General features: G+C 67.7%; 14 protein-coding genes. 2 read left to right on the plus strand and 12 right to left on the minus strand.

Translation table 11 applies throughout. The features are described from left to right. Positions 1–2: 2 nt before the first annotated feature. Positions 3–1,646 carry a monocarboxylate uptake permease MctP gene (mctP, locus tag BS329_RS06770; RefSeq protein WP_076156626.1) on the minus strand — a complete coding sequence of 548 codons (1,644 nt, stop codon included), beginning with the start codon at positions 1,644–1,646 and terminating at the stop codon, positions 3–5. Beyond that, positions 1,643–1,921 (minus strand): DUF3311 domain-containing protein, encoded by a 279-nt coding sequence (locus BS329_RS06775; protein WP_076156628.1) that lies wholly within the window; start codon positions 1,919–1,921, stop codon positions 1,643–1,645. The genes mctP and BS329_RS06775 overlap by 4 nt, the downstream gene beginning before the upstream one ends. A 257-nt stretch (positions 1,922–2,178) precedes the next feature. On the opposite strand from BS329_RS06775, the gene BS329_RS06780 reads away from it, so the two are divergent. Both BS329_RS06780 and BS329_RS06785 read left to right on the plus strand, forming a co-directional pair. Then, entirely contained in the window at positions 2,179–3,795 is a 1,617-nt protein-coding gene (locus BS329_RS06780; protein ID WP_076156631.1) for an alpha/beta hydrolase, read from the plus strand. 303 nt (positions 3,796–4,098) lie between these two features. Further along, complete coding sequence (locus tag BS329_RS06785; RefSeq protein WP_076156633.1) at positions 4,099–4,374, plus strand: helix-turn-helix domain-containing protein; 276 nt, start codon at positions 4,099–4,101, stop codon at positions 4,372–4,374. On the opposite strand, the gene BS329_RS06790 is transcribed toward BS329_RS06785, so the two are convergent. The 10 genes from BS329_RS06790 to BS329_RS06835 form a co-directional block, all read right to left on the minus strand. Next, positions 4,371–4,946: an EndoU domain-containing protein gene (locus tag BS329_RS06790; protein WP_244197045.1), complete on the minus strand. Its 576-nt coding sequence runs from the start codon at positions 4,944–4,946 to the stop codon at positions 4,371–4,373. The two genes, BS329_RS06785 and BS329_RS06790, sit on opposite strands and share 4 nt — an antisense overlap. 76 nt (positions 4,947–5,022) lie before the next feature. Continuing rightward, positions 5,023–6,270 carry a DUF6297 family protein gene (locus BS329_RS06795; protein WP_076156639.1) on the minus strand — a complete coding sequence of 416 codons (1,248 nt, stop codon included), beginning with the start codon at positions 6,268–6,270 and terminating at the stop codon, positions 5,023–5,025. Further along, positions 6,264–6,869 carry an ABC transporter ATP-binding protein gene (locus BS329_RS06800; RefSeq protein ID WP_076156641.1) on the minus strand — a complete coding sequence of 202 codons (606 nt, stop codon included), beginning with the start codon at positions 6,867–6,869 and terminating at the stop codon, positions 6,264–6,266. The genes BS329_RS06795 and BS329_RS06800 overlap by 7 nt, the downstream gene beginning before the upstream one ends. Next, a complete protein-coding gene (locus tag BS329_RS06805; RefSeq protein WP_143252881.1) occupies positions 6,866–7,738 on the minus strand; it encodes an LLM class F420-dependent oxidoreductase in 873 nt (290 codons plus the stop codon). Before BS329_RS06805 ends, BS329_RS06800 begins: the two co-directional genes overlap by 4 nt. 86 nt (positions 7,739–7,824) lie before the next feature. After that, positions 7,825–9,648 carry a phosphoenolpyruvate carboxykinase (GTP) gene (locus BS329_RS06810; RefSeq protein WP_076156644.1) on the minus strand — a complete coding sequence of 608 codons (1,824 nt, stop codon included), beginning with the start codon at positions 9,646–9,648 and terminating at the stop codon, positions 7,825–7,827. 396 nt (positions 9,649–10,044) lie between these two features. After that, entirely contained in the window at positions 10,045–10,764 is a 720-nt protein-coding gene (locus BS329_RS06815; RefSeq protein ID WP_076156647.1) for a DUF6802 family protein, read from the minus strand. Between the two features lie 91 nt (positions 10,765–10,855). Then, the gene (locus tag BS329_RS06820; protein WP_076156649.1) at positions 10,856–12,691 is read right to left on the minus strand and encodes a dynamin family protein; all 1,836 of its coding nucleotides are present in this window, start codon (positions 12,689–12,691) and stop codon (positions 10,856–10,858) included. Continuing rightward, positions 12,688–13,191 (minus strand): nucleotide exchange factor GrpE, encoded by a 504-nt coding sequence (gene grpE / locus BS329_RS06825; RefSeq protein ID WP_208619156.1) that lies wholly within the window; start codon positions 13,189–13,191, stop codon positions 12,688–12,690. Before grpE ends, BS329_RS06820 begins: the two co-directional genes overlap by 4 nt. A gap of 9 nt (positions 13,192–13,200) precedes the next feature. Then, positions 13,201–13,881 carry a TetR/AcrR family transcriptional regulator gene (locus tag BS329_RS06830; RefSeq protein ID WP_076156652.1) on the minus strand — a complete coding sequence of 227 codons (681 nt, stop codon included), beginning with the start codon at positions 13,879–13,881 and terminating at the stop codon, positions 13,201–13,203. Continuing rightward, entirely contained in the window at positions 13,878–14,357 is a 480-nt protein-coding gene (locus BS329_RS06835) for a YqeB family protein (protein WP_076156975.1), read from the minus strand. The genes BS329_RS06830 and BS329_RS06835 overlap by 4 nt, the downstream gene beginning before the upstream one ends. Between the last annotated feature and the right edge of the window lie 19 nt (positions 14,358–14,376).

A 14,376-nucleotide genomic window follows, 5' to 3' on the forward strand; every position in this document is an offset into this window, starting at 1 on the left:
ACCTAGTGGACGCCGATTTCGCGGAGATCCTTGTCGTGTTCGTCGGCGTGGTAGTCCTCGGGCGCGGTGTCGTCCGTGCCGTTGAAGACCTTCATCTGCCGCGCGACCACCGTGAAGACCACCGCGATCAGCAGGTTCGCCACCAGCGCCACGAATCCGACGTAGATCTGCAGCTGTGAGCCGCTGAACGGGTGCCAGCCGAAGATCGACAGGTTGCCCATCGACAGCGCCGAGCCGCCGAAGTGCGACTTGCCGGTCGCCGCGTTCGGGATGTTGTAGAGCATGATCAGGCCCCACCCGATGCCGACGATCCAGCCCGCGATCAGGCCCCAGCGGTGGAACCAGCGCGTGTAGAGCGAGATCGCCACCGCCGGCAGCGTCTGCAGGATCAGCACCCCGCCGATGAGTTGCAGGTCGATCGAGAACTGCGGGTCGATGAACAGGATGAACGCCACCGCGCCGAACTTCACGATCAGCGAAGCGAGCTTGGCCTGCTTCGCCTCTTCGCCCGGCGTCGCGTTCTTCTTGATGTACTCCTTGTAGATGTTGCGGGTCCACAGGTTCGCCGCCGCGATCGACATGATCGCCGCGGGCACCAGCGCGCCGATCCCGATCGCGGCGAACGCGATACCCGCGAACCACGACGAGAACTGCGAGTCGAACAGCACCGGGACGACGGTGTTCGTGTCGGGTTTGCCGGTGGCGTTGTTGGTGATCGGCGAGACCGAGGCACTGATCGCCACGTAACCGAGCAGCGCCAGCAGGCCGAGGACCAGCGAGTACGCCGGGAGCGCGACCATGTTCCGCTTGATCACGCTGCGGCCGCGCGAGGCGAGCACGCTGGTGAGCGAATGCGGGTACAGGAACAGCGCGAGCGCCGAGCCGAGCGCCAGCGTGGCGTACTGCAACTGGTTGTTGGTGGTGAGCAGGATGCCGTCCGCCGGATTCTGCGTCTTGTCGAACTTCGCGTCGGCCGCGTCGAAGATCGCCGACCAGCCGCCGAGCTTCGAGGGCAGGTAGATGATCGCCACGATGATCACGAGGTAGATCAGGATGTCCTTGACGAACGCGATCAGCGCGGGCGCGCGCAGGCCGGACTGGTACGTGTAGACCGCCAGGATGATGAAGGCGACCAGCAGCGGCAGGTGACCGACGATGCCGGAGCCGTTGATGCCCATGGTCCGCAGCACCGCTTCGAGGCCGACGAGCTGCAACGCGATGTACGGCATCGTCGCGATGATGCCGGTGATCGCGATCAGCAGCGCCAGCGTCGGCGAACCGAACCGGCCGCGGACGAAGTCGGCGGGCGTGACGTAGCCGCGGACGCGGGAGACCGACCACATGCGCAGCGCGGGCATCAGCACGATCGGATACACGATGATCGTGTACGGCAGCGCGAACATGCCCATCGCGCCGGCGCTGAACATCAACGCGGGGACGGCCACGAAGGTGTAAGCCGTGTAGAGGTCACCGCCGAGCAGGAACCAGGTGATCCACGATCCGAACTTGCGGCCGCCGAGGCCCCATTCGTCCAGATGGTCGAGAGTGTTGCCCGCCTTCCAGCGCGAGGCGACGAAGCCGAGGACGGTGACCACCGCGAAGAGGATCGTGAAGATGATCAGCTCCGGCCACTGGATGTCGCTCACTTGACGTCCCCCTCGTCGAGTTCGTCCACGGACAGCCGGTCGGGACGGTGACTGGTCGGCTTGTCCCTCGTCATCGCGTAGACGATCCCGGTGCACAGGACGCCGACGGCGACGAACACGAATTGGAACCAGTAGAAGAACGGCATCCCGAACAGCCGGGGGCCGTCCGTATTGAACAAGGACGTGATCAGCACCAGCAACGGGATGACCAGCAGGAGGTTCCAGAGGCTGAACTGGAAACCCCTCACCTTTCCGTCTGCCTTACCTGACGCCATCGGACCTCACTTAACACTCCCGAAACCGGCGGATGGACCCGATGACCCTAGTCCATCCATGCCCCCCGCCCCCACCCTCGACGGAGGGCTCCGCCCGCTGATCAAACCCTGTCCCGCCCGGGTCACGCGTGCCTGATATCGATTTGATCAGCGACGCCCTATACGACGAAGGGCGGTTGCCGCCGGAGTCCCCGCCGGATATCAATAGCCGCAAGTCGCGAACAGGAACTTCGCACGCAAGATCAAAGGGGCATCGGATGACGAAACTCCGCTATGCGGTGGTGATCCCGGCAGTCGCCGGCACCATGCTGGCCGGGTTCACTCCTGCGTTCGCAGGACCGGAGGCGGCCAAGCAGCAGCCTCTGAACTCCACCAACATTCCGGCGCAGTACGCGAGCCAGAAGCTGGGCTGGCACAAGTGCACGGCGAACGAACTGCCGTCCGCATCGCCTCCGGGGGCCGAGAACATCGAGTGCGCGACCTACCGCGCACCGCGTAACTGGTACAAGCCGAACGAAAACATCGACCTGACGATCGCCGTCAGCCGCCTCGCCGCCACCAGCGGCAACGCGACGGCCAGCGTCATCACCAACCCGGGTGGCCCCGGCGCCCCTGGCCTCAACTTCCCGGCCCGTCTGCGTAACCAGACGAAGCTGCGCGTGAACCAGGAGATCGTCGGTTTCGACCCGCGCGGCACCGGCAAGAGCACCAACATCACCTGCGGCAACGCGATCGGCACCGGCTCCGACCTCGACCCGCGCGACCGCAGCCGGGCGAACCTCAACCTGATCCTGGACGCCACCAAGTACGCAGCGGACTCCTGCCAGGTGAAGTCCGGCGAACTGGGCCCGCTCATCAACACCGCCCAGACCATCCGCGACATCGACCTGCTGCGCGTCCTCCTGGGCCGCGACAAGATCAACTGGGTCGGTTACTCGGCAGGCACCTGGATGGGCGCGCACTACGCGCAGCAGTACCCCACCCGGACCGGCAAGTTCCTGCTCGACTCGGCGGCCGAGTTCACCACCTCCTGGCAGAACTCGTTCGACGGACAGCCGCTCGGCTTCGAGCGCCGCTGGCGTCAGGACTTCCTGGCGTGGATCGGCAAGTACGACAAGGTCTACGGCTTCGGCAAGAACGGTGAGGCCGCGCGCCAGACCTACGAGAAGGTCCGCTTCGCGCTGACGCAGAACCCTGTCGAGGTGGACGGCGTCCCGGTTTCGGCCAACGCCCTCGACTCGACCATCGCGGGGTACCTCTACTCGAAGCGCAACTTCCCGGCACTGGCCGACTACCTGGTCAACCTGAAGACGCTGACCGAGGGCACCGGCACCCAGCAGCAGAAGGCCTCGGCCGCGCAGAAGGTCAAGGCGGAGACGGTGGACGGCGACGGCGTCATCGGCCCGCAGCCGCTGTTCGTCCCGACCGACGGCGACTCCTACAACGCCAGCTTCTGGACCATCCCCTGCAACGAGGGCAAGTGGACCGGCAACCGGCAGAGCGTCATCCGCCAGTCGCAGAAGCTGATCGACCGCGACCTGCCGCTGCTCGGCGCCGGCTGGCTGATCCAGCCGTGCATCTTCTGGAAGAACAAGCCGGTCGACCTGCCGAAGCTCGACGGCCGCGGTGTCCCGCCGGTGCTGATCGTCCAGTCGGTGCACGACCCCGCGACCCCGATCGAGGGCGCGACCCGTGCGCACCGCGCGTTCGCCGGCTCGCGGATGATCACGGTGACCGGTGAAGGCGACCACGGCATCTACGCCGGCGGCAACGCGGGTGTGGACAAGGTCGTGGAGGACTTCCTCGTCGACGGCAAGGTGCCGAACGACCAGAGCCTCCCCGGACTCCCACTTCCGGTGCCCGCGGGCGGCTGAAGCCCCTAGGGATTGTGGCCCCGTCGAGTTCCGGCTCGGCGGGGCCCTTTTTTTCGCGGTCCACAGACCTGTGCACAGAGTTGTCCACAGGCTGGGGGTAACTCGGTGGAGGTCGTGAGTTGAAGGGCACGGTGGAGCCAACCGTTTCTCGCCGGCGTAGGGATGGCGGTTTCGCGTGATGGGATGGACGACACGCGTGTTCAGGCGGACGACACGCGTGTTCAGGCGGACGACACGCGTGTTCAGGCGGACGACACGTGACGGAACCCCACGCCTGGCTGGGCCGGTATTAGTATTGGGTCCATGGTGCGAGTGCCGTTGACGAACGAGGAACGCGAACGTGGCGAGCGGCTGGGGCTGGCGCTCCGGGACGCCCGCGCGTCGGCGTCGCGAAGCATGGTCGAGGTCGCCGCGGAGGCCGGGATCTCGGTGGAGACGCTCCGGAAGATCGAGACCGGCCGGATCCCGACGCCCGCCTTCTTCACGGTGGCGGCGATCGCGGACGCCGTCGGGCTGCCGCTGGACGCGCTTCGGGCCGCCACCGAGGGCGGCGCCGAAGAGGTCGCCGAAGCGAGTTAGGGCCGCAGGGTGGCCAGGGTGTGTGCCCGGTCGTTCAGGTAGAGGAAGCCGTCGATCGGCAGGTCGAAGCTGTTCAGCAGGCTTTCCAGGGTGGCGAATTCGTCCACGCCGAGCCGCAGGTTCTCGTTCACCGCGTGCGCGATGAGGACGTCGGCCAGTTCCTCCCACTCACCCGACCAGTGCAGGGTGCGGTAGAAGGCCAGGACGTCCGGCGCGAGACGGTCGGCGATCTGGTCGAGCAGGCTCTCGCCGAAGAAGCTGATGCGGCCCGCGGCGAGGTCCTCGACGGTCGGGTTCGCCGGGTCGGCCGCGGTGTCGGGATTGCGGACCACGCCGGGGCCCGCCACCGGATAGCCGGTTTTGACGTTGCCGTCGTCCTCGACCAGCACAATCACGTGCACGCCGTACCGCTCGCCCGTGCAACGCCAGCGGCCGTTGTACTGTCTGCGGCGGGGTTCGCTCGGATCGTTAGCGACGTCCTTGACGACCGCGATGATCTGCTCGTCGGTCCAACCCGCGGGGAACTCGCTGGTCGCCCGCTGCCCGTTTCCCGGTGCGTGCCCGCCGCCCACTCGTGCTCCTTTCGTCGCATCGAGGGTAACCCGCGTTCGGGGTATTCGACTGATCCGAACGCGCGAGCGGGTGACCTCAGACGAGCACGGACAGCAGCACCGACCCGAAGACCAGCACGTCGACGCCTCGCAGCGCCTGTATCCCGGCGGCGCCGCCGCTGACGTCGTAGTTCATCGGCGGCCGGGTCGCCGTCCGCAGCGCGGCGACGACGGCGAGCGGGATCGCGAGCCATACCGGCCAGGCCGGGGTCACCCCGAGCGTCAGCGTCACCAGGCCGAGCAGCGCCCCCCACCCGAGCCCGAGCACGGCAGTCATCAGGCCGTTGACCAGCCGCAACTCCCAGTCGGACGTGCCGAGCCACCGCTTGCGGCCGGGGTTGCGCCACAGTTCGCCGAGCCCGCCGACGAACGGCACGAGCGCCGCGTACGCGCCGAGCGCGAACAGCGGCGCCACCGGGACGGCCGGGAACGCCAGGTGCCCGGCCCCGACCAGGCACGCGATCACCACACTGGCCGCGGCGTAGCGCGACCGGCCGAGCACGCCCGCCCACGCGAGCCGCAGCGTCGTCGGCCTCCGTAGCGACAGCCACGGCACCGGCCTCGATTCCGGGATCAGCAGCATCGGGTCCATGAAGACCGCGGCCATCGCCCGCAGAATCCGCGCGTTCCAGCCGTCAACGAGTTCCTGGCGCCCGAGGCCGGACACCGGCTCACCGCCGAAGGCCACCGCCACCGCCACGACGAACAGCGCACCGGCCAGCACCTCGACCGCCATCGGGCCCAGCCCGGCGGCCGCCACCGCCAGCCCGGCCACCGCGAGCACGATCGGCGCCACCGTCTCACCGTGGATCGCCGTCCGCCGCGCGGTGACGGCGGCCAGGATCGCCCCGGAGGCGGTCAGTGCCGACATCGCGATCCACACGTCCCGCGAGCCGCCGCCGATCGCGGTGACCAGAGCCCCGGTGTAGCCGACCACCACGACCAGCCCGAGCCAAAGCGTCCACATTCGCTTCACGACGACGCGGCGCCTGTCGACGCCCGCGAAGTCCATCCACGTGAGCGCCGCCGGTTCGGCCCAGACGAAGCCGCGACGCAGCAGGCCGCGCCAGAAGATCGCGCACAGCACGATCAGGAGGCCGAACACCGCCGGAAAGTCCACATCGGACTGTCCGAAAAGGATCGATCGTAGCTTCGGCAGGTTCTCGAACGCGGTGAACAGCGCGCCGAAACCGAACAGTGCCAGGAAAGTCTGGTAGTCCCCGCTGAACAGCCCACCGAATCGCTGCCGTCCCGGGACGTGCGTGGGGGCTTTCGTGCTCACCACAACTCGAGGGTCGAGTCGGCCGCTTCGAGCAGCGGGGGATGGTGCGTGGCCACGACGACGGCGGCCCCGGCCTTGGTCGAACGCGCGATCAACGACGTCAGCCATTCCTTCCCGGCGACGTCGAGCGCCCGTTCGGGCTCGTCGAGCAGCAGGACGTCGTGCGGCCGCGCCGTCGCGCCGAGGAGCAGCAGTCGGCGGCGCTGCCCGGCGGAGAACTTGCCCGCGGTGACCTTGGCCCGTTCGGAAAGACCCGCGTCCGCCAGCAACGCGCTGAAATCGCCGAGGTCGGCTCCGAACGAACCCTCCAGCAGTTCGAGATGCTGGAGGGGAGTCAGTTCGGCGAAGAAATCGGAATCGTCGAACAGGACGGAAACCTTGCGGCGGAAGGAAAGGTCCCGTTCGTCGGGTTTCACACCCGCGACGACGACCCGGCCCCGCTGCGGCGTCTGCGTTCCGTAAAGACACCTCAGCAAGGTCGATTTCCCGACCCCGTTCGGGCCGACGATGACCGCGCATTCACCCGATTCGACCTCGAAATCGAGGCCGTCGAACAAGCTGTGTTCCCCGGCTCGGACGCCGAGCCCGCGTACGTCGATCATCGGCCGCGCAACAACTCGATCACCGGCGCGAGCGCGTCCATGTTGTGCTCCAGCACGGTGAAATAGGTGAAGCCGAACCGTTCGCGATGCGCCAGGAGCTGCTCGGCGATCTGTTCGTGGGTGCCGACCAGAGCCGTCGGCAGTTCGGCGAGCTGGTCGACGGTGAGTGCGCCCTCCAGCAGTTCGCGCAGGTCTTCCAGCCCCGTCCGCCGGTCGTCGACCACGGAAACGAAATGCGGGAGGAGGTTGAATTCGGCTTCGCGGCCGTTCAGTTTCCCGCGGACGAAGTTCACCCGTTCTTCGATCCCGGCGGCGTCGTCGAGAACGAGTGCGCCGCCGTCGGGAACGGCGGCCGTGCCGGTGAACCCGATGATGTCGGCGTGTTCGGCGGCGAGGGTGAGCAACCTGTCCCCGCGACCGGCGATCATCAGCGGCGGGCCCGGTTTCTGCACGGTCTCCGGTTTGTGGTTTTCGTCCGCGTAAAGCCGTTTGAGTTCTTTGATGGTGTGTTCGAGGTGGTCCACGCGCTTTCCGGCGCGGGGGAACTCCATGCCCGCCGCTTCGAATTCGGCTTTCACATAGCCTGCCCCCAGGCCGAGTTCCAGCCTGCCCTCGGTGAACCGGTCCGTGCCGGTCACGTCACGGGCGAGCAGCACCGGGTTGTAGAACGCGGTGTTGATGACGAAGGTGTTGAGCCGCACGCGGCTCGTGACCTCGGCGGCGAGCACCAAGGCGGGGAACGGCGGCGCCAGGCCGAGGTGATCGGCCGCGCCGATGACATCGAAACCGAGTTCTTCGGCCTTCCGGCACTTCTCGACCCACGCCGCTCGGGTCTCCGGGACGACCATGTTGACGCCGAATTTGACCATGCGGCCACGTTACCCAAGCGGGAAAGACGAAGGCCTCATCCTCAGGAATGACCGTGAGGATGAGGCCTTCGACTCGTTCGGGGTGATCAGCCGAGACGCTGCTTCAGCGCGTCCAGTTCGTCACGCAGCGACGACGGGACCTTGTCGCCGATCTTGTCGAACCACTCCTCGATGAGCGGCAGTTCCTGGCGCCACTCGTCGGCCGAGACAGCAAGCGCGGCCTGGATGTCGGCCAGCGGCTCCTTGAGGCCGTCGGTGTCGAGGTCCTCGGCGTTCGGCACGAAGCCGACCGGCGTCTCGTTCGCGTTGCCCTTGCCCTCGACGCGGTCGATGACCCACTTCAGGATCCGCGAGTTCTCGCCGAATCCCGGCCACAGGAAACGGCCGTCGTCGCCGCGGCGGAACCAGTTGACGTAGAAGATTTTCGGCAGCTTGTCGGCGTCGGCGTTCTTGCCGAGGTCCAGCCAGTGCTTGAAGTAGTCACCGGCGTGGTAGCCGAGGAACGGCAGCATGGCCATCGGGTCGCGGCGCACGTTGCCGACCGCGCCGGCGGCGGCCGCGGTGGTCTCCGACGACATGGTGGCGCCCATGAACACGCCGTGCCGCCAGTCGCGGGCCTCGTTCACCAGCGGGACCGTGGTCTTGCGACGGCCGCCGAACAGGATCGCCGAGATCGGCACACCCCGCGGGTCGTCCCACTCGTCCGCGAGGATCGGGCACTGCGACATCGGCGTGCAGTAGCGCGAGTTCGGGTGCGCGGCCTTCTCTTCCGACTCCGGCGTCCAGTCCTGCTTCTTCCAGGAGGTGGCGTGCGCGGGCTTCTCGCCCATGCCTTCCCACCAGATGTCGCCGTCGTCGGTGAGCGCGACGTTCGTATAGACCGTGTTGCCCTTTTCGATGGTGCGCATCGCGTTGGGGTTGGTGTGCCAGTCGGTGCCCGGCGCGACGCCGAAGAAGCCGAACTCGGGGTTCACCGCGTACAGGCGGCCGTCCTCGCCGAACCGCATCCACGCGATGTCGTCGCCGAGGGTCTCGGCACGCCAGCCGGGGATGGTCGGCTGGAGCATGGCGAGGTTGGTCTTGCCGCAGGCGCTCGGGAACGCCGCCGCGACGTAGTGGACCTTGTTCTCCGGCGAGATCAGCTTCAGGATCAGCATGTGCTCGGCCAGCCAGCCCTCGTCACGGGCGATGACCGAGCCGATGCGCAGCGAGTAGCACTTCTTGCCGAGCAGCGAGTTGCCGCCGTAGCCGGAACCGTAGCTCCAGATCTCGCGGCTCTCCGGGAAGTGCGAGATGTACTTGGTGGGGTTGCACGGCCAGGAGACGTCCTTCTGGCCCGGCTCCAGCGGGGCGCCGACGGAGTGCAGCGCCGGGACGAACTCGCGCTCGGTGCCGTCCTCGGTGACGAACTTGTCCAGCGCGGCCTTGCCGGCGCGGGTCATCACGCGCATGGAGGCGACGACGTAGGCGAAGTCGGTGATCTCGACGCCGAGCTTCGGGTCCTCGGCTCCGAGGGGACCCATGCAGAACGGGATCACGTACATCGTCCGGCCGCGCATGCACCCGCGGTACAGCTCGGTCATCGTGGCCTTCATCTCGGCCGGGTCCATCCAGTTGTTGGTGGGACCGGCGTCGGATTCGTTCTCCGAACAGATGAAGGTGCGCTCTTCGACACGGGCGACGTCATTCGGGTCGGAGGCGGCCCAGTACGAGTTGGGTTTCGCGTCGAGCTGCACGAACGTGCCGGCGGAGACCAGCTCGGCGTTGATCCGGGCGGCCTCTTCGTCGGACCCGTCGACCCACACCACGCGGTCCGGAGTGGTCAGTTCGGCGACCTCCCGGACCCAGGACAGCACGCCGCTGTGCGTCGTCGGCGCTTTTTCCAGTCCGGGGATGGCGACTGCGGTCATCTCTACTCCTGACTTCCGACGGCAGAAGCCCACATCGGGAACGACGCTGTTCCGATGCGGGCTTCAGTGCCGGCGACCGAATGGCTTCGCACACCGGTGGGAAGACCGGTGTGCAGGTTTTGGGATTCCCCGAGAGTAGCCGGATGACCGGCAGGTAACCGAGAGCTGACCTGTCGGTTCTCTCACAAGAACGATAAGGGAATCGATTCAGTATCACCGGAATGGGCCATACGCGGGAATTCTTCCGGTGATCGACGGCACAGCGACCGGGCGAACCGGACACGAGAAAGCCCGGTACGAGGACTCGTACCGGGCCGTTCTGTGACCAGAATTACATCAATTCGCCTGGAAGAATGGACTGGACCACTCTGCTTTTGGTTTAGTCCATTCTTGGATTTAGTTGGGGCTGATCCACTGGCCGGTGGCGGAATCGATCTTCGCCACCCCTTCGAGTGTTTCCGTGCCCGCGCCGCCCCAGGCCGCGTCGCCCGCGGGGTCGCCGTCACCGGCGGCCGGAGTGCTCACGAAGGCCGAGCCGATGTCCTCGTTGACCACGCCGCTGGCGGTTTCGGTCCACTGCCCGGGGCCGGTGTGCTCGTAGGTCTTCGAGTTGCCCGAAGCGTCCGTCTCGACCGCGATGTCCGCGTTGCCGTCGCCGTCCTTGTCGGTGAAGGCGATCGTGCGGCCGTCCTCGGTCTGGACGACGACGGTGTCCGGGGTCCCGTCGCCATCGGTGTCGATCGTCGGCGGGCCGACCTCGACCTCGCCGCCGGGCATGTCGGCGTGCATGCTGCCGCTGGTGCCCGCGTCGCTGCCGCTGTCGTCGTTGTCTCCCGCTTCGACCCAGGCGCCGGAAGCTTCGTCGTAGACGGCCTCCTGCACGACCTTGCCGTTCTCGTCGAGCACCGCGTACTGGTCGGCTTCGCCGTCGCCGTCGGTGTCCACGAACGCCTGGCCGGTGCCGTCGTCGTGCTGGATGACGGCGGCGTCGTTCACGCCGTCCTTGTCGAGGTCGTAGTTGAGCTCGGCCTGGTACTCCTCGCCGTCAACGTGGACCGTGACCGCCTCCGTGGAGCCCGCCTCGGTGTCCGTGCCGCCGCTCTCGTCGACCCACATGGGATAACCCCCTCGTTGACCTGCTGGTGTGTCGAAGCTTAAGACTCACCGTAGGCCCGTTCGGTTCCGGTCCACAACACGACCACCCTGGTCAGGCGTCGCGCAGTGACCGAATGCGACCGAGAAGAGTCTCCGCGCGGTCGCGGCCGTCGGAGACGTCCTTCAAACGCTTCGCGACGACCGAGATCTTCTTCGCCCGTTCCTGCGCGCCCATCTTGATCGTCTTGTCGACTTCCTTCAGCTCCGCCTCGATCGCGTCGATGCGGCGGCCGAGGGCTTCGTCGAGCGCCATCGACAGCTGCTGTTCGGCCTCGATCAGCTGCTCCGCGACGAGCTGGTCCAACGTGGACCGCGCGTCGGCGATCGCCTCGACCAGCCATTGCTTCATATGCTGCTTGTCCGACGCGTGCTTGCGGGTCCGCGCCATCCACCAGCCCGCGCCGAGGCCGATGATGATCGTGGCCGGCAGGATCACCGGGTTCAGGATCGCGACGCCCGCCAGTGGCAGCGCGGCGACCTTCCCGGCGCCGAGACCGCCGGAAACACCCATGAAGATGAGCAGTTTGTCTTCGGCCGTCGGCGGCTTCTTGTCCGGCGGGCGCAGCACGACCGGCGGGCCGCCGGCCCTGGCGAACTGGCCGCGGATGATGTCGAGCTCCTCGGCCGAGAACAGCTCCGAAAGCGCGACGTTGGTGACCTGGTTGAGCCGCTGGGAAAGCAGCATCGAGATCCGCTGCGACGTCGTCTGCAGTGCGATGTCGACCTGCTGGGGCAGCGCGGCGAGTTCGTCACGCTTCGCGCCGTCGATCCGCTGCCGGAAATGGGTCGACGCGTCACGCATCTGCCTGCTGGTCTCGTGCCCGACCTCGACGCGGGTCCGCTGGATCTCCGCGCGCAGTTTCAGCTGCCAGCCCCGCGTCGAAGACCGGCGTTCGGTGCTCAGGTCGTCGCGGCGCTGGCGCAACTGTTCCGCCTCGGCCTCGCCGGCGGACAGCGCGCGGCTCTCCGCCTGTGCCTTCGCCTTGAGTTCCGCGAGCGCGCTCGACAGCGCGCGCAGAGTGTTGGCCTCGCCCAGCATCGCGGAGCGGCCGACCAGCTTCTCCTGCAACGCGCCCTGGAGCGCGGCGATGCCCGCCTTCTCTCGCAGCATCATGGCCATCTGCTCGTTCGGCGCCTTGGCCGCCGTCTCGAACATGCGCGCGGACACCGGATGGAACACCGCGTCGGCGAACCGGGGAGCGTGCTCGGCAAGCAGCCGCCGATCGGCTTCGAGGACCTCGCGCCAGCCGCGGAACTGGTCGGTCTTGGTCAGCGCGAACAGCACTGTCTCGACGCGCTCGCCCATGTCCTGCAAGAAGTGCAGTTCCTGCGCGGTGAACGGCGAGGACGCGTCGACGACGAACAGCAGCGCGGTGGCGCCCGCGGCCGCCTCCTTCGCCAGTTCACCGTGCATCGAGTCGAGTCCGCCGACTCCCGGTGTGTCCACAATGGACACACGGTCGAGCAGCGGGACCGGACCGGAGACCTCGACGTACCGCGGCGGGAGCTGGCCTTCCGGCAGCTCGTGCGCGGCCGAGACCCAGTGGATCAGGTCGTTCAGGTTGATCGGCACCGGGGCCAGCTGCCCCGGATAGCAGGCCTGCGCGGACCACTGCCCGGCGTGTTCGAAGACGAGGTACGTGGCCGTGGCGACGTCGGCGTCCACAGGGGACAGTCCCGGCATGGAGAGCAGCGCGTTCACGAGCGAACTCTTGCCGCGGTTGGTCTCGCCGACCACCACGACCGACGGCTTCTTCGGCCGCGTCTTCCGGATGTCCTCGACCCATTTCGCGGCCTGAGGATCGGCTTCGCGGACGACGGTGAGCAGCTGTTCGCGCGTGCTCTTCACGATCGCCGGCAGGTTGGCCGCCGCGCTCGGAGCGGTCACTGGGCCTTCTTCGCGTAGACGATGACGATCGGCGCGCGCAGGACCCGGTCGTGATCGGCGAACCCGACGACCTCGGTCTCCGCGACCAGGCCTTCGAGTGCCGGGTCCTCGGCCGCGATCGCGCCGCCGGCCTCGTGCACGGCGGGGTCGAACCGCTCGCCGTCCGGGCGCAGGGCACGGACGCCGATCCCGGCGAGGCCGTGTTCGAGCCGCTCGACGACGCCGCCGCTGCGGGCGCGGTCGAGGGCGTACAGGCAGAGCTGGATCAGCGCCTGCCGGTCGGCGAGAGCCTGTTCGAGGTCGGCCGGACCCGTGGTCGTGGACTCCACATCGGTCTTCGACGCGGGTTCGGCGGCCTCGGTTCCCTCGGACGGCGAAGTCCCGCCGTCCACTTCGGCGATGATCGCCGCGATGTTCACCGCCGCGATCTGACCGGTCGGCACGTCGTCCGGATTCACCTCTTCGACGGCCTTCTTGCGCAGCCAGGCTCCCACCCGCATCGACCCCCGTTACTGATGTCCCGGGCTTCCCGATCGGCCCGGAGAGATTTCACCAGTGTCGGATACTTCCCCGCCGCCCGGGGGCCGAATCGGCAGAACGGGCCGAAGGAATCTGGTGAGGATCACCTTCATCACCGCGAGTTCCGCAGCCGGATCGAGGCCTGGTTCCAGAATCGCGCGGGACAGCGGCGCGTCGATCAACGCGACGAGCCAACTGGCCACCGCCTTCGGCTCGATGCCGGGATCGATCCGGCCCGCCTCCACCGCCCTGGTCACGAGACCGACGAGGCCGTCGCGCAGGACGCGGTCGTTGCCCTGGACCAGCTCGGCCAGTTCGGCGTCGCGGGTGCACTGCGCGGCGACCTCGAGGACGAGCTTGGCCGCGAAGGGTTGCAGGAGCTGTTCGGACAGGTACATGAGGATGTGGAGGATGGCCTCCCAAGGGTCCTCGATCTCCCCGGCGGCCGCGAGCAGGGCCGCGGTCTCGTCGCCGTCCTGCTCGAAGATGCCCGCGAACACCGCGCGCTTGTTCGGGAAGTAGTGGAAGAGGCTGCCGGTGCTGATCCCCGCCGCGCGGCAGATCTCCGCCGTCGTGGTCTTCTCGAAGCCCTTCTCGGCGAAGCACATCGTGGCGGCGTCGAGGATCGCGCGGCGTTTCGCCTCGTACTTGGCCGGGTCGACCGTCCTCATTTCACCGCCGGTGGCTCGGTGTGCCAGGGATAGCCATGCTCGGTGAAGGCCTTGGCGATGGCTTCGCGGTCGACGTCACCCTTCTCCCGCGCCAGCTCCCGGCCGTCGGCGGCGAGCAGGACGAGCTCCTTGCCGTCGAGGAAGACGGCCTGGAGCTGTGCTTCGTAGGCGCGGCTGCGGCCTTTCGAGGTCAGCGTGATGCGCGTCGGCGTCACCTTGACGATGAGCCGCTCGTGCGCCCAGACCGCGGCGAACAGCAGGCCGAGGACGAGCCCGGCGCCCATCCCGCCGAGCGCGCCCCAGGGCTGGGGGATGTCCGAGACGAGCTGGAAGGGGCCCTTGAAAGGGACCCAGCTCAGGGAGACCACCCAGCCGGAGATCGACTGGAGGAACCAGCCGAGTGCGGCACCCGCCAGCGGGCAGCCGAGCCAGGAGGCCGTGCGCAGCCACTGGGGCTCGTCGACAATCGTTTCCATGGTGCCCATTATTAGACCG

This window comes from Amycolatopsis coloradensis, assembly GCF_001953865.1.
GTDB lineage: Bacteria > Actinomycetota > Actinomycetes > Mycobacteriales > Pseudonocardiaceae > Amycolatopsis > Amycolatopsis coloradensis.

Excerpts from the sequence above, each read along its gene's own strand:
- BS329_RS06800 (WP_076156641.1), bottom strand. The coding sequence starts at position 6,869 with ATGATCGACGTACGCGGGCTCGGCGTCCGAGCCGGGGAACACAGCTTG.
- BS329_RS06810 (WP_076156644.1), bottom strand. The coding sequence starts at position 9,648 with ATGACCGCAGTCGCCATCCCCGGACTGGAAAAAGCGCCGACGACGCAC.
- BS329_RS06835 (WP_076156975.1), bottom strand. The coding sequence starts at position 14,357 with ATGGAAACGATTGTCGACGAGCCCCAGTGGCTGCGCACGGCCTCCTGG.
- BS329_RS06830 (WP_076156652.1), bottom strand. The coding sequence starts at position 13,881 with ATGAGGACGGTCGACCCGGCCAAGTACGAGGCGAAACGCCGCGCGATC.
- BS329_RS06775 (WP_076156628.1), bottom strand. The coding sequence starts at position 1,921 with ATGGCGTCAGGTAAGGCAGACGGAAAGGTGAGGGGTTTCCAGTTCAGC.
- grpE (WP_208619156.1), bottom strand. The coding sequence starts at position 13,191 with ATGCGGGTGGGAGCCTGGCTGCGCAAGAAGGCCGTCGAAGAGGTGAAT.
- BS329_RS06780 (WP_076156631.1), top strand. The coding sequence starts at position 2,179 with ATGACGAAACTCCGCTATGCGGTGGTGATCCCGGCAGTCGCCGGCACC.
- BS329_RS06785 (WP_076156633.1), top strand. The coding sequence starts at position 4,099 with ATGGTGCGAGTGCCGTTGACGAACGAGGAACGCGAACGTGGCGAGCGG.
- BS329_RS06805 (WP_143252881.1), bottom strand. The coding sequence starts at position 7,738 with ATGGTCAAATTCGGCGTCAACATGGTCGTCCCGGAGACCCGAGCGGCG.
- BS329_RS06815 (WP_076156647.1), bottom strand. The coding sequence starts at position 10,764 with ATGTGGGTCGACGAGAGCGGCGGCACGGACACCGAGGCGGGCTCCACG.